The organism is Hymenobacter sp. BRD128 (genome assembly GCF_013256625.1).
Taxonomy (GTDB): domain Bacteria; phylum Bacteroidota; class Bacteroidia; order Cytophagales; family Hymenobacteraceae; genus Hymenobacter.
In genome coordinates this window covers 4,448,526-4,468,331 of record NZ_CP053908.1, presented here as the reverse complement: position 1 = coordinate 4,468,331, position 19,806 = coordinate 4,448,526, and the positions used below count along the sequence as shown (strand labels likewise).

Sequence of the window (19,806 nt, the reverse complement as noted above, 5' to 3'; positions counted from 1 at the left end):
GAAGCCAAAAGTAGCTACCCAAGCCCGCAGCGCCCCGTGGCGGGGGCTACTGGTTTCGGCAGGGCCGAAAGACGGCGCGGGCTGCGCACCGTTGCAGCGCCGGGCTAGCCGGCGCGCCCGCCCGTTCTTTGCGGCATGACTGCTCCTGCCAAGCTGCCCCTGCTGGGCGTGCACCACCTCGCCATTATCTGCACCGATTACGCCCGCTCGAAGCGGTTTTACACCGAGGTGCTGGGGCTGGAAATCCTGGCCGAAACCTACCACGCCGAGCGCCAGTCCTACAAGCTCGACCTGGCGCTGAATGGCCAGTACCTCATCGAGTTATTCTCGTTTCCCAGCCCGCCGCCGCGCCTCAGCCGGCCCGAGGCGGCGGGCCTGCGCCACCTGGCCTTTGCCGTGGCCGACGTGGCGGCGGCGGCGCAGCACCTGGCTAGCCACGGCGTGGCCTGCGAGCCCCTGCGGGTAGATGCGCTGACGGGCCGGCGCTTCACGTTTTTTAGCGACCCCGACGGCCTGCCCTTGGAATTTTACGAAGTGTAGCGTATGCCGAAAACCTACCTACTGGCCGGCTTGCTGGCCCTGGCCGGCTGCGCCACCCGCCCGCCCACGCGCCTGGCCGTGGCCGCCGGCTACTGCGACCCGCCCCTGCCCTACCGTTACAACCCGGCCTTTGCGCCCCAAGCCGATTTTGAGGCGGCGCTCACGCCCGCGCTGCTGGCCCGCTACCCGCGCCGCAACTTACTCACGGCCAATGCCGTCGGTATTTTACCCGCTTTGCAAACGCTGCTGGCCCGGCAAGAGGCCGCTCGCCAGCACCCCGGCCCGGCCGCCGAGCTGGCCGTGCTGCGCCAGCGCCAACTGCTTGCGGCGCAGGTGGCGCTGGTGAGCAGCACCGTGGCCAGCCTCGCCGCCGAGCTCGACTGCGAGGGCGAGCGCGCCGACCAGGTGGCCAGCTACCTCAAAAATCTGGACGACCGCCGCACCCAGCGCCTCAACGTACTGTCTATCAGCATCGGGGCGGCTAGCGGCATCGGCACTACCGTCATTGAGCATAAGCCGGGGCAGTACGCTTTCGGCATCGGGGGCGGCCTGCTGGCGGCGGGCCTGGGGTTGCTCACACTGCGCCAGCGCGGGCACACCATTGATTTTGAGCATCCGCGCAACCTGCTGGCCCAGGTGTGGGCCGAGCAGCCAGCCGCCGACCTGTTTCCGCCCAGCGTGTGGTATCTGCTCACGAACCCGGCCTTTAGCAACGGCGGCCAGACGAGCATTGTCCACAACACGCGCCAGCGCTGGCAGCGCTACGGCCAACTCGACAAGCCCGATTCCAAGCAAGGCCAAGCGCTGGCTAGCCTGCTCTTCGGCCCCGGCGGCCAGTACTCGGCCGACCAGCTCACGGTGCGCGCCAACCTGCTCAACGAGCTGCAATCGGCCGTGCGCCTGCTCAACCAGGAGGTGCAGAGCCTGCTGGTAGTGCTGAATGAGGACTGAGGCACCGACCGCAAAAAGCCGCTCACAAAAAGGCGGGGCAACCCGCCGGCCCGCGCCCGCTGGTTGCCCCGCCCCGGTAAGTGACCCTAGCCAGCCGCTACTGCACCGTAATGCGCTGCACGGCGCGCTGGCCATCGGCAGCGGTGATTTCGAGTAGGTAATTACCCTGGGGCAGGCCCGAAAGCAGCGCGGTAGGCTGGCCCAGCGTGCCGCTGCCGGCCACCAGCTGGCGGCCCAGCACGTCGCGCACGCTGAGGGCCACGGCCGCCCGCGAGCCATTGCCAGCTGCCAGCACGAGCGGCCCCTGCGCCAGCGGGTTAGGATACGCCGAGAGTCCGCCCACGGCGGCGGCCAGGCTGGGCCGGGTGGCCAGCAGGGTGCTTTCGCGCGAGTAGAACGCGCTTTGCAGCGTCTGGTAGCTGGCCGAGGTGTAGGTGAAGCCCGCTACCGGCTGCGACGAGCCCGCGCGGTAAAAATTGTCGTAGTAGGAGCGCGTCACAGTGCCCTGCGTCACGCCCAGCGCGCCCAGCAGCACGGCCGGCGCCGGCTGGCCCGCCAGGTAAAAGCTGTCGACTTCCACCACGCGGCTGCGCACCAGCAGCACCTGGCTGGCCGAGGCGCCGCCAGCCACGGGCACGCGCAGGGTGCCGTAGCCGGCCACGCTGTCGGTGCTGCTCACGCGCTGCACCAGGCGCAGCGGCGTTTTGTTGAGGGCTACCAGGCCCACGGTCAGTAGCCCCGTAGTGCCCGAGCGGTAGAAATTTTTAGTGACCGTGCCGGTGGTAGTGGGGAAAGCCATCAGCGTGGCGCCCACCGCTACCGACTGCATCGGCACCACCAGCGAGTCGGTGGCGGCGCCGGTGAGGGTGCCCAGCCCGAAGCGCTGCGTGGGAATGGTATAGCCCAGGTAGGTCAGGCCCGTGGCCGTCAGGGCCTGCGACTCAACGCCTTTCACCTGGAAGGACCCCAGCGGCAGCGTGTAGTTGTAGGTGCGGGTGGTGCCGGCAAAGGCGGGCGTAGCGCTCGGCGCGTTGTAGGTAGCCGTGGTTTGGCCCGTGGCCGTGAGGTTGCTGTAGTTCCAGGTCTGGTTGGCACCTACAGTAGGTGCCATCACGCCCGTAATGCTGGCCGTATTATACAGCTCCACCGTGGTGGGCAGGGCCGGAAAATTGCTCTGCGTGAGCGTGATGGGGGTTTGGGCAGCGGCCGTGAGGCCAGTCGCCAGCAAGCACGGCAAGAGTAGGAGTGCTTTCATACGTAAAAAAAAGGAAGAAATGAGAAATGAGTAGGCAAGAATAAGCCAACTTTTATGAATAGCTGGTGATACTAAAACACTCCTGCGGACAAACGTAGGGGCGGCGCGCCAGCTAGCCCGCTGCTTAAGCGCCCGCAGCAGTGCGACGTGGGGCGTGGGGGGCCGCAATCCTGGCTAGCCCCCCACCATCGAAAACCCTTGATTTAGAAGAAATAAGACCTGCTATGTCACCAAAGTACTAGCCTTTCGCTTGGTATTTAACACTCGCCCAAACTGCTGGTGGGGCGCTGATTTCAACTTTGGGTCAGCTCCGTGCGGATGCCTCGCAACCCAAGATAAATCAGGTAGAAATACCTAGGCGGGCCACCTGCTCACCAAGGCCCCCGCCGCACAAAACGCGGGACCCGCGGTTATAGGAGCTCCCCTTACTTTTCCACCTTATAAATGGCAACGCAACGTGAACTCGGCCACTCGGGCCTGCATATTACTCCGCTCGTGCTGGGCGGCAACGTATTTGGCTGGACGGCCGACGAAAAAACCTCTTTCGCCGTGCTCGATGCCTTCGTGGCGGGCGGCGGCAATGCCATCGACACGGCCGACGTGTACTCGGCCTGGGTGCCCGGCCACGCCGGCGGCGGGCAGTCGGAAACCGTGCTTGGCAAGTGGCTGGCCCAGCGCGGCCGGCGCGACGACGTGCTGCTTTTTACCAAAGTCGGCATGGAGCTGGCCCCCGACAAAAAAGGCCTCTCGAAAGCCTACATCAAGCAAGCCGTGGAGGCTAGCCTCCAGCGCCTGCAAACCGATTACATCGACCTCTACCAGAGCCACAAAGACGACGAGAGCCTGCCCGTAACCGAGCCGCTCGAAGCCTACGCCGAATTGCTGAAGGAGGGAAAAATCCGCGCCATCGGGGCCAGCAACTTCAAGCCCGCGCGCCTGCAAGCCGCCCTCGACGCCGCCCAGCATGGCCTGCCGCGCTACGAGAGCCTCCAGCCCGAGTATAATCTCTACGCCCACGAGACTTTTGAGCACGACGACCTGCCCATCGTGCAGGCCAGCGGCATCGGCGTCATCCCGTACTTCGGGCTGGCGGCGGGCTTCCTCACCGGCAAGTACCGCACCGAGGCCGACCTCAGTAAGAGCCCACGCGGCGCGGGCATCGGCCAGAAGTATTTCAACGACAAGGGCTTTAAGATTCTGAAAGCCTTGGACGCAGTGGCCCAGCGCCACGGCGTAAATCAGGCGCAGGTGGCCCTGGCCTGGCTGATGCAGGCGCCCGGCATCACGGCGCCCATCGCCAGCGGCACCAGCCCCGCCCAGGTGCAGGAGCTGCTGAAGGCGCTGGAGGTGCAGCTGACCCCGGCTGACGTAGCCGAGCTGCAAGGCTAGCCCCACCACTGTAGCCGGCACCAAACCCACCAAACCAAAAGAGCCGCGGCAGTTGCCGCGGCTCTTTTGGTTTGGTAATAGCCAGCCAAGTGGCCAGCCTCGGCTGCGGCTGATTATTTCAGCTTGATGCCTTGGGCTGCCATTTGCTTTTCCTGCTCGGCGTGCTTGGCCATAAACTGCTGGTGCTGCTCCGCCGTGCGCTCGTGGCCCAGGCTACGCAGGTGCTCGCGCAGCTTGTTTTCTGGCCAGTCGGCGCCGTAGGAGGGCGTGCCGGGCTGCTGGCGCCACGATTCGTGCAGGCTGCCATCGTCCACGGCGTCGAAGCCCAGCTCCTCAACCAGGTCCATTACCTTGCGCTTGGCGGCTTCGTCGTCGCCGGCCACGGGCAGCGCAATGCGGCCCGGCGCGCCTACCGGCTGGCCCTTCTTTTCGAGGTGGTCGGCGTAAATGTTGTTAAACACCTTCACCACTGGGCGGCCCAGGTGCTGCTGCACCCACTCGCTTTCGGTGAGCGAGCCGGTTTCGAGTTCGTGCAGGTGGCCATCGCGCAGCAGGGGGTAGTAGTTGCTGGTATCAATCACCGGCACGCTGGCGGGCACGCCCTCAAACAAGTCCTTGGGCAGGTCGGGAATGTTAATCAGCGGAATGGTAACTACGATGATTTCGCCGTGCCGGGCGGCTTCTTTGGCCGTGGCGGGGGTAGCGCCGGTTTTCTGGGCCACGTCGCCCAGCGTTTCGGGGCCGCGCGAGTTGGCAATAAGCACCGAGTGGCCGAGGCTGACGAGCCGCACGGCGAGGGCGCTGCCGATGTGGCCGGCGCCAATAATTCCAATGTTCATCCGTGGAAAAGTTAAGTAAAAAACGCACCGCAGCGTTGTAGCGCGGTGCGTTTTTTAAGACCATCCGGCGGGCAGATTGTTTTTGGCTTTAGTCAGCTTTGGCCGGAAAACCGCCCCTGGCGGCGGGGCTTACTTTCCGCCCGCCACGTCCTCAAAGGTGTAAGTGCGCGTCACTTCTACCGGCTGGCCATCGGCCTCGGCGTAGGGATACACGAAGTAATTGAGCGGCGGCCCGGCCTGCTTGGGTACCAGCGTAAGGTCGCGGCCACGGGTAAATTCGACGCGGTTTTCATCGTGCGCGCCGAAGAAGTAATTGCGCTTATCGGGGTTTTTGGCCGCCTCCGAGGCATCGACCGGCACCCAGCCGGTTTCCTTGGTGAAGAACTCGGCCCAGCAGTGATAGCCTTTTATCTCCCCCTTGCCGCGCTCGGCCGGCAGCGGCAGCCCAATGCTGAAGCGCGCCGGAATGCCCAGCGCCCGGCAGTAGCCAATGACAATGGCGTGGAAATCGGTGCAGTTGCCCCGGCGGGCATCGCAGGCGTAGTAAATGTCGCCGCGGCCCCATCCCTGGCCGGTTTTGTCGTAGGTCACGGTGCTCACTACGTGCTCGTAGATGGCGCGAGCCTTTTGCAGGTCGGTTTTGGCGCCGGCCTTATCTACCACTTCCTGCGCCTGGGCCTTGATTTTGAAATCGAGGGGCACCAAGCGGTCGGGGGCTAGCCAGCGGCTGAGGTTGGGGTCGCGGGCTTCGGTTTCGGCGGGGGCGTGGTCGTCGGTGGCGCGCAGGTTGAGGTGCTCGCGGCGCGTGATGAGGGCCGTGAGCGTGACGGTGAGCGGCGCCGTGGGCACGGTGGCCGGCTTCAGGTGCAGCATTTGGTTGCCGTACTGGTCGGGGGCCACGGTGTAGGGCGCGCTGGCCTCAATTTTGAGGTCGCGGACGTCCTGGCTTTTGTCGGAGTGCGGCACCGGCAGCCACAGCTCGACTGCTTTGGTGCCGGCGGCCGGCACGGGCACCGTGGCCCGGCACGTAAGCACCAGCGTGCGGCTGCGCGGAGCTAGCGGCCGGGTGGCCGGGGCGGCGGCCGTGAGCAGGGCAGCAGTAGCGAGCAGTAGCAATTTCATAAATACAGGGCGATTGAATAGCAGGCAAAGTTACGCCCCCCGGTTCAGCTTGAAATTTAGCGAAATAAGCCGGAACTTCGTGAGCCCACCTCCCCCCGGTGAAACGCCCGCCGGGCCGCACTAGCTTGGCAAGGTGGAGGTTCGGCGCAACATATAGGCTACGCCGAGGTCTTTACGCAAGTTGTCTCATTTTATCGCAGTCTTTTATGGCTATGAATCCCGAACCCGACACGCCCACCGGCCACGACGAAGCCCGGCGCACGTTTCTCAAGCAGTCGTCGCTGCTCACGGCCCTGGCCCTGGTGCCGGCGCCGGTGGTCATGGCCGCCGCCGAAGGCTTTGACGAGCGCGTGGCCGCCGCCTTCGAAAAAATCCCGCTCAGCCTGAAAGTCAACGGCGTAAAGCACAAGCTAGCGGTAGAGCCGCGCGCTACCCTGCTCGACTTTTTGCGCGAGCAATTGCACCTCACCGGCACTAAAAAGGGCTGCGACTACGGCCAGTGCGGCGCCTGCACGGTGCACGTGGACGGCCAGCGCGTGAACTCCTGCCTGAGCTTTGCCGTGATGCACGACGGCCAGGAAATCACCACCATCGAGGGGCTAGCCGACGGCGACCAGCTGCACCCCATGCAGGAGGCATTTGTGAAGCACGACGGCTTTCAGTGCGGCTACTGCACGCCGGGCCAGATAATGAGCGCCGTGGCCTGCGTGCGCGAGGGCCACGCCGGCACCGCGGACGAAATCCGGGAATACATGAGCGGCAATATCTGCCGCTGCGGCGCCTACGCCAACATTGTGGCCGCCATTCAGGACGTTAAAGGGGGAGGGCAGAAGGTATGAACCAGTTCCAGTACGTGCGCGCTACCAAGCCGCAGGCCGCCATCGACGTGGTGGCCAAGGACCCCACCGCCAAGTTTATCGCCGGTGGCACCAACCTCGTCGATTTGATGAAGCGCGGCGTGATGACGCCGCAAAAGCTGGTGGACATCAACCGCCTGCCCCTCAACAAAATCGAGAGTCAGAACAACACCCTGCGCATCGGCGCGCTGGCCCTGAACTCGGCCGTGGCCAACGATGCGCAAGTGCGCGCCCGGCAGCCGCTGCTGGCCCTGGCCCTGAACGCCGGGGCTTCGCCGCAGCTGCGCAACATGGCCACCGTGGGCGGCAACATGCTGCAGCGCACCCGCTGCGCGTATTTCTACGACCTGAGCATGCCCTGCAACAAGCGCGAGCCCGGGACCGGCTGCGCCGCCCTGGAGGGCATCAACCGCATGCACGCCCTTTTTGGGGCTAGCGACAAATGCATTGCGGTGCACCCTAGCGACATGAGCGTGGCCCTGGTGGCGCTCGATGCTACGGTGCTCGTCAGCGGGCCCAAGGGCGACCGGCGGCTAGCCTTCGGCGACTTCCACCGCTTGCCCGGCGACACGCCGGAGCGCGATGCTAACCTCGAAGCCGGCGAACTGATAACGGCCGTGGAAATTCCCGACGGGCCTTTTACCAAGCACGTGCACTACCAGAAGGTGCGCGAGCGGGCCAGCTACGCTTTTGCGCTGGTGAGCGCCGCGGTGGCGCTCGACATTGAAAACAACACCATCAAAGCCGCGCGGCTAGCCCTCGGCGGCGTGGCCCACAAGCCGTGGCGCCTTCCGGCCGCCGAGCAGGCGCTGGTGGGCCAGCCCGCTACCGAAGCCAGCTTCCGGCGCGCCGCCGAGGTGGCTATGCAGGGCGCCAAGGCCTTCAAACACAACGCCTACAAGCTCCGGCTAGCCCCCAATACCCTCGTGCAGGCCCTCAAAACGGCCAGCGCGGCCTAACCCACTTTCCGATATGAACACGCAAGAAAAGCACATCGGGGGCTCGATGAGCCGGGTGGATGGCCACCTCAAAGTGACGGGCGGCGCCCGCTACTCGGCCGAGTACGAGCTGCCGGGCATGACCTACGGCGTGCTCGTGGGCAGCACCGTGGCCAAGGGCCGCATCGTCAGCCTCGACACCAAGGCGGCCGAGCGGGCGCCGGGCGTGCTGGCCGTTATCACGCACCTCAACGCGCCCAAGGTGCCGGGCTTTAAGCCCACCGGCAAGGACCCGTCGCAGCCCCAAACCGAGGGCGGACCGCTGAAGGTATTTAATGACGAGAAAATTCGCTTCAACGACCAGCCGATTGCCCTCGTCGTGGCCGATACTTTTGAGCGGGCCCGCCACGCGGCTAGGCTCGTAAAGGCGCAGTACGCCAAGGAATCGCACCAGACCAGCCTGGCAGCCGGCGCGCCGCAGGCCTTTTTGCCGACTTCGGCCCAGAAAAACCCGAAGTCGCCGATGGCCGACTACCAGCGCGGCCAGGCCGATGCCTACAAAACGGCTAGCCTAAAAATCGAAGCCGAGTACGTGATTCCGACCGAGATGCACAGCCCAATGGAAATGCAGTCCATTACGGCGCACTGGGAGGCACCCGACCGGCTGACGCTGTATGACAAGACGCAGGGCACGATGGGCACGCGCCGCGACTTTGCCAGGGAGTGGAACCTGCCCGAGGAGAATGTGAAGGTGATTGCCACCTTCGTGGGCGGGGCGTTTGGCAACGCCCTGCACAGCTGGCCGCACGAGTCGGCCGCCGTGATGGGCGCCAAGGTAGTAAACCGCCCGCTGAAGCTGATGCTGACCCGCGAGCAGATGTTTACGCTGGTGGGCTACCGCCCCTATACCTGGCAGAAAATCGGGATGAGTGCCACGCCCGACGGCAAAATCACGGCCATCAGCCACGATTCTATTGGGCAGACGTCTAGTTACGAGGAGTTTACCGAATCGACGCTGGCCCAGACGCGCATGATGTACCAGTCGCCCAACCTGACGACGCGCTACCGCATCGCGGCCCTCGACGTGAGCACGCCCATTTGGATGCGCGGCCCCGGCGAGGCCACCGGCGCGTTTGCCCTGGAGTCGGCCATGGACGAGATGGCCCACCTGCTCAAGCTCGACCCGCTGGAGTTTCGCCTGCGCAACTACACCGACCAGGACCCCGAGCGCAACCGCCCCTGGAGCACGAAGTTTCTGAAGGAGTGCTACCAGCTGGGCGCCGACCGCATCGGCTGGCAGAACCGCAAGCTGGAGCCCGGCGCCGTGCGCGAGGGCGACTGGCTGCTGGGCTACGGCATGGGCGTGGGCACCTTCGGCGCGCACCGCGGCTCGGCCCACGTGAGCGCCCAGCTGCTACCTAGCGGCCACGTGGTGCTGCAATGCGCTACCACCGACATCGGCCCCGGCACCGGCACGGCCATGACCCAGATTGCGGCCGATGCGCTGGGCATCGACCCTAGCCGCATCACGTTTGAGCTGGGCAACTCGGGCTTTCCGCAGGCAGGCTCGCAGGGCGGCTCCTCCACGGTGAATACCGTGGGCCAGGCCGTGCAAGATGCTTGCCTGGCCCTGAAAGACAAGCTGCGCGAGCTGGCGGGGGCTAGCCAGCCGGCCTTCGCCGCGGCCAAGAAAGAGGATGTGCAGCTGGCCGATGGCTACCTCACTCTAGCCAGCGCGGGAGCTAGCCGCGCGAAATACGTTGACTTGGTGAAGCAGCCGGGCGCGGCTTTTGTGAATGTAGAGTCGAAGCCGACCGGCAACGATGGGCAGACGTATTCGATGTACTCGTTTTCGGTGCACTTTGCCCAGGTGGCGGTGCACGCGCTCACGGGCGAGGTGCGGGTGCGCAAGCTCGTGTCGTGCGCCGATGCGGGCACCATCATCAACCAGAAAACTGCCGCCAACCAGATGAAGGGCGGCGCCGTGGGCGGCATTGGCATGGCCCTGATGGAAGACGCAGTTATCGACCACCGCTACGGCCGCTACGTCACCGCCGACTTTGCCAATTACCACGTGCCCGTGCACGCCGACGCACCGGCCGTGGAAGTAGCCTTCGTGAACCAGCCCGACTACCACGTGAACGCGCTGGGCACCAAGGGCATCGGCGAAATCGCCACCATCGGCGTGGCCCCGGCCATTGCCAACGCCGTGTTCAACGCCACCGGCAAGCGCGTGCGCGAGCTGCCCATCACGCCCGATAAGCTGGTATAAAACTGGCTAGCCAGGCAGCTAATGCAAGCGCCGCTGTTTAGGTTTCGCCACCTGGACAGCGGCGCTTTTTTGCGGCGTTTTCTCAGCGGCCAAGGTCATTTGGCCGTACAAGGCGCTCAACCTCGATTGGCCACTAGCCCCGCGTGGCTTGGTCGCGTTTCCTTTTCCACTTTTATGAAATCTCCCCAAAAACCCGCCGCCAAAAAGCGCGTGGCCGTAACCGGCGGCACCGGCAAGCTCGGCAAAGCCTGCGTAAAAGACCTGTTGGCCCACGGCTACGACGTGTTCGTGATTGACACCGTGGCGCCCGAAAAAGGTATTCCGAGTATTATTGCCGACCTCAGCGACTTTGGCCAGACGCTCGACGCGCTGTCCTCAACCGGCAAGGAAATCCACGCCGGCGTGGGTACCAACGCCTTCGACGCCGTGGTGCACCTGGCGGCTTTCCCGACGCCGCGCCAGTACCCCGATGCCCACTTGTTCCAAAACAACATCATGGGTACCTACAACGTGTTTGAGGCCTCGCGCCGGCTAGGCATCCACAACGTTATCTGGGCCAGCTCCGAAACCACGCTGGGTGAGCCTTTTGAGGGCGGCGAACCCTATGCGCCCGTGGACGAAGACTACCCGCTGCGCGCCAAGAGCGCTTACGCCCTGGCCAAGGTGCTGATGGAGGATATGGCCCGCCAGTTTGTGCTGCAAACGCCCGCTATGAAGCTCGTGGGCCTGCGCTTCTCAAATGTGATGGAGCCGCAGGACTACGCCAAGTTTCCGGCCTACGACGACGACCCCGAGGAGCGCAAGTGGAATATGTGGGCCTACATCGACGCCCGCGACGGCTCGCAGGCCATCCGCAAGGCCATCGAGTGGGAGGCCACCGGCATGCACCCCTTCATCATCGCCAACGCCGACACGGTGATGTCGAAATCCTCGACCGAGCTGATGCAGCAGTATTTGCCGGACGTGCCGGTGAAGAAGGCGCTGGGCGAGCACGAAACGCTGCTCTCGATTGAGAAAGCACGGAAAGTGCTGGGCTACGAGCCCGAGTTCAGCTGGCGCGAGGCGAAGTCGCGCTAGCCTCGCCTTTGGCTACTGGCTAGCCACGGCAACGCACGAAAAAGCCCTTTCCGCACAAGCTTTATACTTGTCTGGAAAGGGCTTTTCAGGCTGCATGCTTGTTAGGCGCGCACTATGAGCGGTCTAGGCGGAGATGTGTACGCTATCGAGGCCCTTCTGCACGGCCGTGTCTTGCACGCCGGGAATGGCCAGGCCTTCGGCCCGTACTACGGTCACATCGGTCATGCCCAGGAAGCCGAGCACGGCCTTCAGGTAAGGCGCCACGAAGTCGTAGCCGGCCGACGGGCCTTCGGAGTAGATACCACCGCTTGCCATGGCCACGTACACTTTTTTGCCGGTGATGAGGCCTTCGGGGCCTTTTTCGGTGTAGCGGAACGTGATGCCGGCGCGGGCGATGTGGTCAATCCAGGCCTTCAGCGTCGAAGGGATGCCGAAGTTGTAGAGCGGCGCGCCAATCACGATGACGTCGGCATCTTTGATTTCCTGAATGGCGTCATCCGAGTGCTTAGCGGCCGCTTGTTGCTCGGGCGTGCGGTTTTCGGCCGGCGTGAAGAACGATTGCAGCTTGGCCTCCTCCAAATGCGGGAAAGGATGGGTAGCCAGGTCGTGCACGGCTACGTTGCTGCCGGGGTGAGCGGCTTGCAGCTTGGCGATGATACCATTGGCGAGCTGAATGCTGGCCGAAGCCCCTTTGCGCGGGCTCGAGATGATGTGCAGAATGTTCACGTGAAAAGGAATAATGGCCCGAGAGCCGGTAAAAACAATGGGGAGCTTTCAGCGCTTATAGGCGCCGGGCGCGACTAACTAGCTGGCTGGTGAAGTAACTAGCGCGCACAAATGTACATACATTTTATGTACCAACATTGTTTGCCAAGCAATGAAAAAATCTTGCTGTGGCTTCTATTAAAGGATTAGCCACAACGTAAAGAGAAAAAACTGACCTGCGAGCAGGCGCGAGGTTAGCGCAGCGTAACTCGTGACTGGCTTTGGTGTGGCGTTTTCAACTCCATTGCCGCGCTAGCGGCAAGGCGGCATCGCGCCGCTAGGGTCGTTCGGTTAGCTCGTTCTATAGGAGGCACCGCCTCCCCCGACGCACTGGCACGAGTTACGCTGCGCTAAACTCGCGCCAGTGCGAGCTCTACCCTTCCAAGCCAGCGTCATCGGCTATTTCCTGAATTTCTGGATTAGCATTTGCCTTGCAAAGTTGCAGGAAATTGGCTAGCTCCCCCTGGTAATTCAGCACTTCGTAGAGTTCAGCAATTCTCCGATAATGCCACTCGTCATTCTCAGCCAGATAGGTAGCTACGCAAATATGGATAGCGCCTCTCACCCGAGACTCGTCTTTATAATGCTGTAGTACTTCTCTGGCCAACATTATTGTAGGGATACGACTGCTGTCAATGGCTGCATGCATAATATCTACCACCAAAGGGACTATTAATTCTACCCTCGGTAACGCTTCCAGTAGAATTCTTAATGCGGCTTCTCTGTCGACAGTAGCCAGCGCTACGCCAAAATCGCTCACCATTACTGCTTCATCTTGCATGAAGGCAGAGTAGCTAGCGAAGTATTCCTCTCGTGCCTTCTGAAGATGGAGCCACGCGCTTGAGTATTCCATATTTTTTGAAGCCGGCTTCGCTTTTTACAAAGGCAAGTTCTATAAAATTGGTCCTAAGATACCCTAGCAAGGTAGCGCCCACCCCATCTTTGCGCCCATGCCCGACGCTGCCCCGCTTCTGCCCTATCTCGTTTTCGACTTCGATTCCACCTTTACGCAGGTCGAAGGCCTCGATGAGTTGGCCGACATTGCCCTGGCGGGCCAGCCCGACCAGGCCGCGCGCGTGGGCCAAATCAAGGCCCTCACCGACCGCGGCATGGCCGGCGAGATTGGCTTTCAGGAATCACTGAGCCAGCGGCTGGCGCTGCTGGGGGCCAACCGGCGGCACCTGGCGCCGCTGGTGGCGCACCTGCAAACCAAGGTGAGCGCCAGCATCCGGCGCAACGGCGACTTCTTTCGGCGCTTTGCCGACCGTATTTACGTGGTGAGCAGCGGCTTCCGCGAGTTTATCGAGCCGGTGGTGGCCGAGTTTGGCATCACCCCTAGCCACGTGCTGGCCAATACCTTCACGTTCGACGCGGAGGGCAACATCACGGGCTGCGACCCGGCCAACGTGCTGAGCCGCGACGGCGGCAAAATCCGCCAGCTCGTGCTGCTCGACCTCGACGGGCCGGTGTATGTGCTCGGCGATGGCTACACCGACTACCAGATTCGCGAGGCTGGGCTGGCCCACCGCTTCTACGCCTATACCGAAAACGTGAGCCGCCCCAGCGTGGTGGCCCACGCCGACGAGGTGCTGCCCACGTTTGATGAGTTTCTCTACCAGCTGAAATTACCCATGACCCTGAGCTACCCTAAAAACCGAATCAAGGTTTTGCTACTAGAAAACCCCGACGCCCGCGCCGCCGAGCTGTTTCGCCAGGAAGGCTACCAGGTAGAGCAGGTGAAGGGCGCCCTCGATGAAGACGAGCTGATTGCCCGCATTGAGGGCGTGAGCATCCTGGGCATCCGGTCCAAAACGCAGGTCACGGCCAAGGTGCTGGCCGCTGCCAACCGCCTCATCAGCATCGGCGCGTTCTGCATCGGCACCAACCAGATTGACCTGGCCGAGGCCATGCGCAAGGGCGTGGCCGTATTCAACGCCCCGTTCAGCAACACCCGCTCGGTGGTCGAATTGACCCTAGCGGAACTGATTGTGCTGGCCCGCCGCATTCCGGAAAAAAACCCCAAGATGCACCAGGGCGAGTGGGACAAGTCGGCCAGCGGCTCGTTCGAGATTCGGGGCAAAACGCTGGGTATCATTGGCTACGGCAACATCGGGGCGCAGTTGTCGGTAGTGGCCGAGGCTGTAGGTTTGAAAGTCATCTACTACGACATGGCCGAGAAGCTCCAGCTCGGTAATGCCGTAAAAATGAAGAGCCTCGAAGAAATGCTGCCCCAGGCCGACATCGTGACGCTGCACATCGACGGCCGCCCCGAAAACCAGGACTTCTTCGGCACCAAGGAATTTGCGCTGATGAAGCCCGGCGCGCTGTTCATCAATAACGCTCGCGGCCACGTGGTAGACGTGCCGGCCCTAGCGGCAGCGCTGCGCAGCGGCCAGCTTGGCGGCGCGGCCATTGACGTGTTTCCCTACGAGCCCAAGACCAACGCCGAGAGCTTTGAGAGCGAGCTGCGCGGCCTGCCCAACGTGCTGCTCACGCCGCACATCGGCGGCAGCACGGCCGAGGCCCAGCGCAACATCGCCGAGTTTGTGCCCGAGCGCATCATGGAGTATATCAATACCGGCAACACCCAGCAGAGCGTCAACTTCCCCAACATTCAGCTGCCGTTGCAGCAGGCGCACCGCCTCATCCACATCCACGCCAACGTGCCGGGCGTGCTGGCCAACATCAACAACGTGCTGGCTCAGCACCACGTCAACATCCTGGGCCAGTACTTGAAAACCAACGAGTTGATTGGCTACGTGATTACAGATATCAACAAGCAGTACGACCAAGACGTGATTCAGGCCCTGCGCGAGGTCGAGCACACTATCAAGTTCCGGGTGCTGTACTAAACTCCGGGCCGCGCCGGCCGTTCTACCTGAAAACCTCTTCGGCTATATCCCAGCTCACGCTTACCCTCGATGATGATTTGCTAAGAGCTGCGCAGCACTACGCGCAGCAGCAGGGGCAGGCGCTGGAAACGCTGGTGGCTGAGTTGCTGAAGGCGGCCGTACAGCCCGCCACAACTCCGCCACTAGTAGAGCCCATACGGCCGCTGTCGCCCCGCATTCAACGCCTCTTTGGGGCCGTGCAGGTACCGGCCGATTTCGACTACAGAAAGGTGCTGGACGAGGCTAGGTAGGAGCGCTACGGGGTATAAGTCATTTTTTCGTGGATACCAACGTGCTGCTCGATTTTATCACGCGGCGCGCACCGTTTGCCGTGGCGGCCGCTGAGCTGTTTCAACCGGCTGAAGACCGTAAAATCTGGCTTTACTGTAGCAGCCTGACTTTCAGCCAAGCGCACTATGTGCTGCGCAAACTAGTTGGGGCAGGCAAGGCCCAAGAGCTCTTGCTAGACATTGCTGACATCGTCACCATTATCGCCGTTGACTCGCGCAACGTCAAGGATGCGTTGCACGCCTCATTCCCCGATTTTGAGGATGCACTGCACTATTTTGCGGCCGAGGCCGAGGCTGAGCCCGCCCTCGAAGCCATCATCACCCGCACCCAAAGGGCTTTGCTGCGGGCGCGCTGCCGGTGCTCACGCCGGCGGCGGCGCTGGCCCGGCTGGGTGGCTAGCCCTCCTCAGCCGCCGGTGCCGACGCTATTGGCTGCTGGCCAGTAACCCACGCCGGCGGCAGAAACAGCGCCTGCTGGTAGGGCACCTGCCGCAGCTCGCCCACCGGAATATTCGTTTTCAAATCGACCAGCAGCTCGCCCAGCAGTTGCATGGCCTGCGGGGCTGGGCACCGAAATTTGTGGGCGATGTACTTAGTAGCCACGCCCACCCACTGGTCGATGCTGTGCTGCACAAATTCCAGGTCGGTATCGGGGGCGGTGCGCAGCTGCGGCTGGCGGGCCAGCCGGTCGTCTTCTTCCAGGTGCAGCCGCACGGCGTTCATGGCTAGTTTGAAAAGCGTATTGTCGCGGCGCAGCTGGCGCAGGCGGGGAGCAGCCATAAAAGCTCAGATAAAGGGGCAAGAACGGCCGCAAAGGTAGCAGGAGCAGCGCCGGGACATAGCTTACTTTTCACCTGGCGCGGCTTCCAAGTTGGTGTACAGGGCGGGCGGCTGGCTTTTCGCCCTAGCCAATCTGTACCCGGACTTGGGAACCGCGCTAGCTCGTTGCGTTGATACAAACACCGGAAAAAAGGCAGTCTAAAGTTCACGCAGCTGCTACGCCAGTAAAGCCAGCGACGCTGGCCTTTTGCCGCTCAGTTTGCAGCTAAAGACCAGCGTCGCTGGCTTATGTAGTTACTCGCAGTTAGTTGCGGCTGATGCGCTGGGTAGTGGTGCCGGCGGCCGTGGTGGTGCGCAGCAGGTAGAGGCCAGAGGCCAGGGTGGGTAGCTCGGCCAGGGCCTGGGGTGCAGCACTCAGGGCCAGGCGGCGGCTGTATACAGTGCGGCCGTCGAGCGTGAGCAGGGTCACGGTGGCGGCCTGCGGCACGTCGGAGCCGGGCAGGGCCACGCTCAGGGCATCGGTGAAGGGCACGGGGAAGGCTAGCGGGGTAGCGCGGGCGCTGCTGCCGGCTCCGGCACTAGTGAGCACCACGACCGGCGAGTAGGCGCTGGCGCCGTCGAGGTCTACCTGGCGCAGGCGATAGTAGCCGGGGCCGGCCGGGGCCGTAGCGTCGAGGTACTGGTAGCTGTGGGCAATGATAGTAGTGCCGGCCGCTGCCACGCTGGCTAGGGTAGCGTAGGTAGTCCCGTCGAGCGAGCGCTGCACTTCGAAGCGGGCGCTGTTGACTTCGCTGGCGGTGGCCCAGCTCAATTGGTTGCCGGTGCTGGTGCTTTGGCCGCCGAAGCTGGTGAGCTGCACCGGCAGCGGCGAAACCGTGAGGGCGGCTTGCTGGGCCTGCGTGTAGAGGTAAATGGTGCCGTTCATGTCGCCAATCAGCATATCGAGCCGGCCGTCGTTGTTGATGTCGGTGATGATGGGCGCCGCAAAGCCGCCTTCCGCGTTGCCACTGGTGCCCATGTTGATGGCCGTGGTGCCGTCGGTCGTCAGGTTGCCTTTGCTGGTAAACGTGGTGGCGTAGCGGGCACTCTGCTCGTAGCGGGTAATGGCCCCCAGCTGGCTGCCCATCACCATATCGAGCAAGCCATTGCCGTCCATGTCAAAAATCAGCGGCTTGGCCGTGCCGTTGGCTGCCGCGCCATCGGCCTTGATGTTGGCGCCGTCGGCCTGCACGTTGCCGGCATCGGCCACAAACGTAGCGGCGTTCACGGCGCTAGCCTCGTAGCGCTTCAGCAGGCCCGAATAATCGCCGATGAGCAGGTCGAGCTTGCCGTTGCCGTCGAGGTCAGTGATGGCCGGGCGCGGGAAGTTATTGCCCGTCGAGAGGTCGGCGCCCGAAGTCAGCTTGAGCGTGCCCAGCGAATTAAACGTGATGGCGCCGGCCGTCGTTTGCTCGAAGCGGGCAATGCGCTTGTCGTCGCCGGTGCCCACCAGCATGTCGAGCAGGCCATTACCGTCGATGTCGGCCACGGTGGGCTTGGCAAAGTCGGCCACCCGGATGTCGGTGCCCGAGGCTAGCTTCAGGTTGCCGGTTTTGCTGAAGGTGGTGCTACCCACCGCCGACTGCGGCCAGTATTCGATATTGCCGTTGGCATTGCCAATCAGCAGGTCGGTGCGGCCAGCGCTGGTGAGGTCCGCAATGGTCGGGGTTGAGTAGTAAGCCGCATTGCCGTAGGCAGTTACCACTGTCGAGTTGGTTGCTACGGCCACCTTAATGGCGTTAAAGCTGGCACCTTTGGCCGTTTGCTGCGGGAAGGTGACGCCCGAGGTGCTGCGCGTCACGCCAAACTGCGCACCCGTCACCACGTAGCCGCTACCAGTCGTTACTACCAGCTTGCCGGTACTGGCGGCCACGGGCACCGTTACGGTAAGCGAAGTGGCCGTGTTGGCCGTAATCTTGAGCGACTGGCCGTTGAGCATTACCGAGTTCGTGCCCGTAAATCCGGAGCCCGTGATAAGAATAGAGGTGCCCGCCGGGCCGGTCTGAGGCTGAAAGCTGCCGATATATTGGGCGCTGCTCACCAAAGGCAGGCCCAGGGCCCCTGCCAGAAAAAATTGGCTGAACAGTTTGCTAAGTAACTTTTTTGTAAAGAGTAACATAACGAAGCAGAAGGCAAGTAGCGAGGGTGATATAACGCTACAAAATTCTCCCAATCCCCCCGGCCATTCGCTTCAAAATCGTCCAACTCTCTTCAATTCTGTGTAAACGTTAGCCCGCTTCTGTTCAATAATTTTTACCTCTTCTTTACCGGCCAGCGGCCTTGGTCCGCTGCGGGGCCTCCCAAGCCGGCTAACCCTAAAGCCGCGCCCGCACCTCGCTCAGCAGGCGCTGCATGGCATTGCGCGTGGCCTGGTCGTCGCCGGGCACGCCGTTGTTGAAGAACGTAACGGCCACCAGCCGCCCGCTTTTGCAGCGCACAAAGCCCGCCAGGTTGCAGGTGTGCGTGAGCGTGCCCGTTTTGCCCCAAAACCACGTCACCTTGGGCGGGCCGGGCTCGAAGTAGCGCTTGCGCAGCGTGCCCTGGCCGCCGCCGGCCGCCAGCAGGCTCAGCAGGCGCGCCTCGGGCACTTGCTGACGCAGGCGGCACAGCACCGCCGTGAGCGTGCGCGGCGTGAGCAGGTTGAGCCGCGACAGGCCCGAGCCATCGACCCAGTCGGGGCGGTCGGGCAGGTTTTTAAACTCATTCTTAAGCATATACCGAATAGCGCGCGCGCTGCTCAGCGAGTCGCGGTAGCCCACGCGGGTGCTGGCCATTAGCAAAAGCTGCTCGGCCAGGAAATTGTCGCTCACGCGCAGCATGCGGCGGTAGAGCGAGTCGGCGCGCAGGCCGCGCAGCGTGCGCAGGCTGTCGCGGGCGGGGTGCGGGCGCCACTGCGCGCCCACAATAGCCCGGCGCAGCGTATCGCCGAGCAAGCGCAGCAGCAGCGGGCGGCTGGTGCGGTAGGGCACCTCGTCAATCCACCTTTTGGGGCTGGGCACGAAAGTAAAGCGGTTGTCGGCCTGGGTGCGGTACACGTGCATCTCGTCGTCCTGGTCGGGCGAAAGCCGAAAATCGGGGCTAGCCCGCTCGGTAAGGGGCGCAAACTGGCGCGGCGCCACCCGCACCCGCTGCGGCAGCACGCGCACCGCCGCGCCCGGCCCCGTGCGCACCGCCTGCGGCGCGGCCGCGTAAAAGCGCACCGTGTTGCCATACACCGGAAACGCCGTGCGCTCGGGCTGAAAATAGTAGCCAAAATCGTCCCAGGTCCAGCCCGGCCCGTAGGCCGGCACGGTGGCAATATCGCAGTAAGCCAGCACCTTCTCCGGCCGGCTAGCCAAGAAGGCATAGGCCCGGCGCGAGGGCACGTCGCCGTGCAAAAAGGTAGGGTCGCCGGTACCCTGAAAGAACAGCGTATCGCCGCGCGAGAAGTAGCGCAGGCTGGGCAGCGAGTCGGGCAGCAGCGTGAGGCCGGCGGCCAGGCTCAGCAGCTTCATGGTGCTGGCCGGGGTGAAGTACTTGCCCTCGTTGTAGCCAAAAAGCAGTGCGCCGGTGGCGGCATCGGCCAGGGCCACACCCACCTGCTGGTGGCGCAGCGTGCGCGAGCTATCCAGCTGCTGGCGCAGCCAGGGCATATCGACCCGGCCGGTGGCCGAATCGGTGACGGTGGCCGGCGGCGCGGCCACCGGCGGGTCGTTTGCCCGCAGGCGGTGGTGAGCGAAAGCAGCGTCGGCAAGAGCAGCGCAAGGCTGCGCCGCACCAAAAAAGTAGCAGGAGAAATACGCAGAGTAGGCACAGGTGCAA

At 63.3% G+C, this 19,806-nt stretch carries 18 protein-coding genes; 10 read left to right on the top strand and 8 right to left on the bottom strand.

All coding sequences use genetic code 11. The annotated features are described in order from the left end of the window. Window positions 1-135 precede the first annotated feature (135 nt). Window positions 136-540 carry a VOC family protein gene (locus GKZ68_RS19785; protein WP_173117851.1) on the top strand — a complete coding sequence of 135 codons (405 nt, stop codon included), beginning with the start codon at window positions 136-138 and terminating at the stop codon, window positions 538-540. A 3-nt stretch (window positions 541-543) separates the two neighbouring features. Continuing rightward, window positions 544-1,491, top strand: a complete 948-nt coding sequence (locus GKZ68_RS19780) for a hypothetical protein (RefSeq protein WP_173117849.1) — start codon at window positions 544-546, stop codon at window positions 1,489-1,491. A gap of 97 nt (window positions 1,492-1,588) precedes the next feature. Here GKZ68_RS19780 and GKZ68_RS19775 read toward each other — a convergent pair whose 3' ends face one another. After that, window positions 1,589-2,746 (bottom strand): T9SS type A sorting domain-containing protein, encoded by a 1,158-nt coding sequence (locus GKZ68_RS19775; RefSeq protein ID WP_173117847.1) that lies wholly within the window; start codon window positions 2,744-2,746, stop codon window positions 1,589-1,591. Between the two features lie 444 nt (window positions 2,747-3,190). On the opposite strand from GKZ68_RS19775, the gene GKZ68_RS19770 reads away from it, so the two are divergent. Then, the gene (locus GKZ68_RS19770; protein ID WP_173117845.1) at window positions 3,191-4,135 is read left to right on the top strand and encodes an aldo/keto reductase; all 945 of its coding nucleotides are present in this window, start codon (window positions 3,191-3,193) and stop codon (window positions 4,133-4,135) included. A 113-nt stretch (window positions 4,136-4,248) separates the two neighbouring features. Here GKZ68_RS19770 and GKZ68_RS19765 read toward each other — a convergent pair whose 3' ends face one another. Then, entirely contained in the window at window positions 4,249-4,974 is a 726-nt protein-coding gene (locus GKZ68_RS19765) for an NADPH-dependent F420 reductase (protein ID WP_173117843.1), read from the bottom strand. Between the two features lie 129 nt (window positions 4,975-5,103). Beyond that, window positions 5,104-6,096: a transglutaminase-like domain-containing protein gene (locus tag GKZ68_RS19760; RefSeq protein WP_173117841.1), complete on the bottom strand. Its 993-nt coding sequence runs from the start codon at window positions 6,094-6,096 to the stop codon at window positions 5,104-5,106. 212 nt (window positions 6,097-6,308) lie between these two features. Here GKZ68_RS19760 and GKZ68_RS19755 point away from each other — a divergent pair, with 212 nt between their 5' ends. The 4 genes from GKZ68_RS19755 (at window position 6,309) to GKZ68_RS19740 (ending at window position 11,240) form a co-directional block, all read left to right on the top strand. Then, complete coding sequence (locus GKZ68_RS19755) at window positions 6,309-6,935, top strand: (2Fe-2S)-binding protein (protein WP_217275279.1); 627 nt, start codon at window positions 6,309-6,311, stop codon at window positions 6,933-6,935. After that, a complete protein-coding gene (locus tag GKZ68_RS19750; RefSeq protein ID WP_173117839.1) occupies window positions 6,932-7,912 on the top strand; it encodes a xanthine dehydrogenase family protein subunit M in 981 nt (326 codons plus the stop codon). The genes GKZ68_RS19755 and GKZ68_RS19750 overlap by 4 nt, the downstream gene beginning before the upstream one ends. Window positions 7,913-7,925: 13 nt before the next feature. Then, a complete protein-coding gene (locus GKZ68_RS19745; protein ID WP_173117837.1) occupies window positions 7,926-10,163 on the top strand; it encodes a xanthine dehydrogenase family protein molybdopterin-binding subunit in 2,238 nt (745 codons plus the stop codon). A gap of 174 nt (window positions 10,164-10,337) precedes the next feature. Continuing rightward, the gene (locus GKZ68_RS19740) at window positions 10,338-11,240 is read left to right on the top strand and encodes an NAD(P)-dependent oxidoreductase (RefSeq protein ID WP_173117835.1); all 903 of its coding nucleotides are present in this window, start codon (window positions 10,338-10,340) and stop codon (window positions 11,238-11,240) included. A 123-nt stretch (window positions 11,241-11,363) separates the two neighbouring features. On the opposite strand, the gene GKZ68_RS19735 is transcribed toward GKZ68_RS19740, so the two are convergent. Both GKZ68_RS19735 and GKZ68_RS19730 read right to left on the bottom strand, forming a co-directional pair. Next, on the bottom strand, window positions 11,364-11,966 hold the full coding sequence (locus GKZ68_RS19735) for an FMN-dependent NADH-azoreductase (RefSeq protein ID WP_173117833.1): 603 nt from the start codon (window positions 11,964-11,966) through the stop codon (window positions 11,364-11,366). A gap of 412 nt (window positions 11,967-12,378) precedes the next feature. After that, entirely contained in the window at window positions 12,379-12,786 is a 408-nt protein-coding gene (locus GKZ68_RS19730) for a hypothetical protein (RefSeq protein ID WP_173117831.1), read from the bottom strand. Between the two features lie 169 nt (window positions 12,787-12,955). Here GKZ68_RS19730 and serA point away from each other — a divergent pair, with 169 nt between their 5' ends. The 3 genes from serA to GKZ68_RS19715 are packed head-to-tail and all read left to right on the top strand — an operon-like array spanning window position 12,956 to window position 15,632. Continuing rightward, entirely contained in the window at window positions 12,956-14,857 is a 1,902-nt protein-coding gene (gene serA, locus GKZ68_RS19725; RefSeq protein ID WP_173117829.1) for a phosphoglycerate dehydrogenase, read from the top strand. A 26-nt stretch (window positions 14,858-14,883) separates the two neighbouring features. Then, entirely contained in the window at window positions 14,884-15,147 is a 264-nt protein-coding gene (locus GKZ68_RS19720; RefSeq protein ID WP_367949237.1) for a DUF6364 family protein, read from the top strand. 29 nt (window positions 15,148-15,176) lie between these two features. Next, window positions 15,177-15,632 carry a PIN domain-containing protein gene (locus GKZ68_RS19715; RefSeq protein ID WP_173117825.1) on the top strand — a complete coding sequence of 152 codons (456 nt, stop codon included), beginning with the start codon at window positions 15,177-15,179 and terminating at the stop codon, window positions 15,630-15,632. Here GKZ68_RS19715 and GKZ68_RS19710 read toward each other — a convergent pair. The 3 genes from GKZ68_RS19710 to GKZ68_RS19700 form a co-directional block, all read right to left on the bottom strand. Next, a complete protein-coding gene (locus GKZ68_RS19710) occupies window positions 15,583-15,966 on the bottom strand; it encodes a hypothetical protein (protein WP_173117823.1) in 384 nt (127 codons plus the stop codon). The genes GKZ68_RS19715 and GKZ68_RS19710 overlap by 50 nt on opposite strands. 304 nt (window positions 15,967-16,270) lie before the next feature. Continuing rightward, window positions 16,271-18,046, bottom strand: coding sequence for an FG-GAP-like repeat-containing protein (locus GKZ68_RS19705; protein WP_254244302.1), 1,776 nt, complete (start codon window positions 18,044-18,046; stop codon window positions 16,271-16,273). 274 nt (window positions 18,047-18,320) lie between these two features. Next, complete coding sequence (locus tag GKZ68_RS19700) at window positions 18,321-19,688, bottom strand: D-alanyl-D-alanine carboxypeptidase (protein ID WP_173117818.1); 1,368 nt, start codon at window positions 19,686-19,688, stop codon at window positions 18,321-18,323. Window positions 19,689-19,806: the final 118 nt, after the last annotated feature.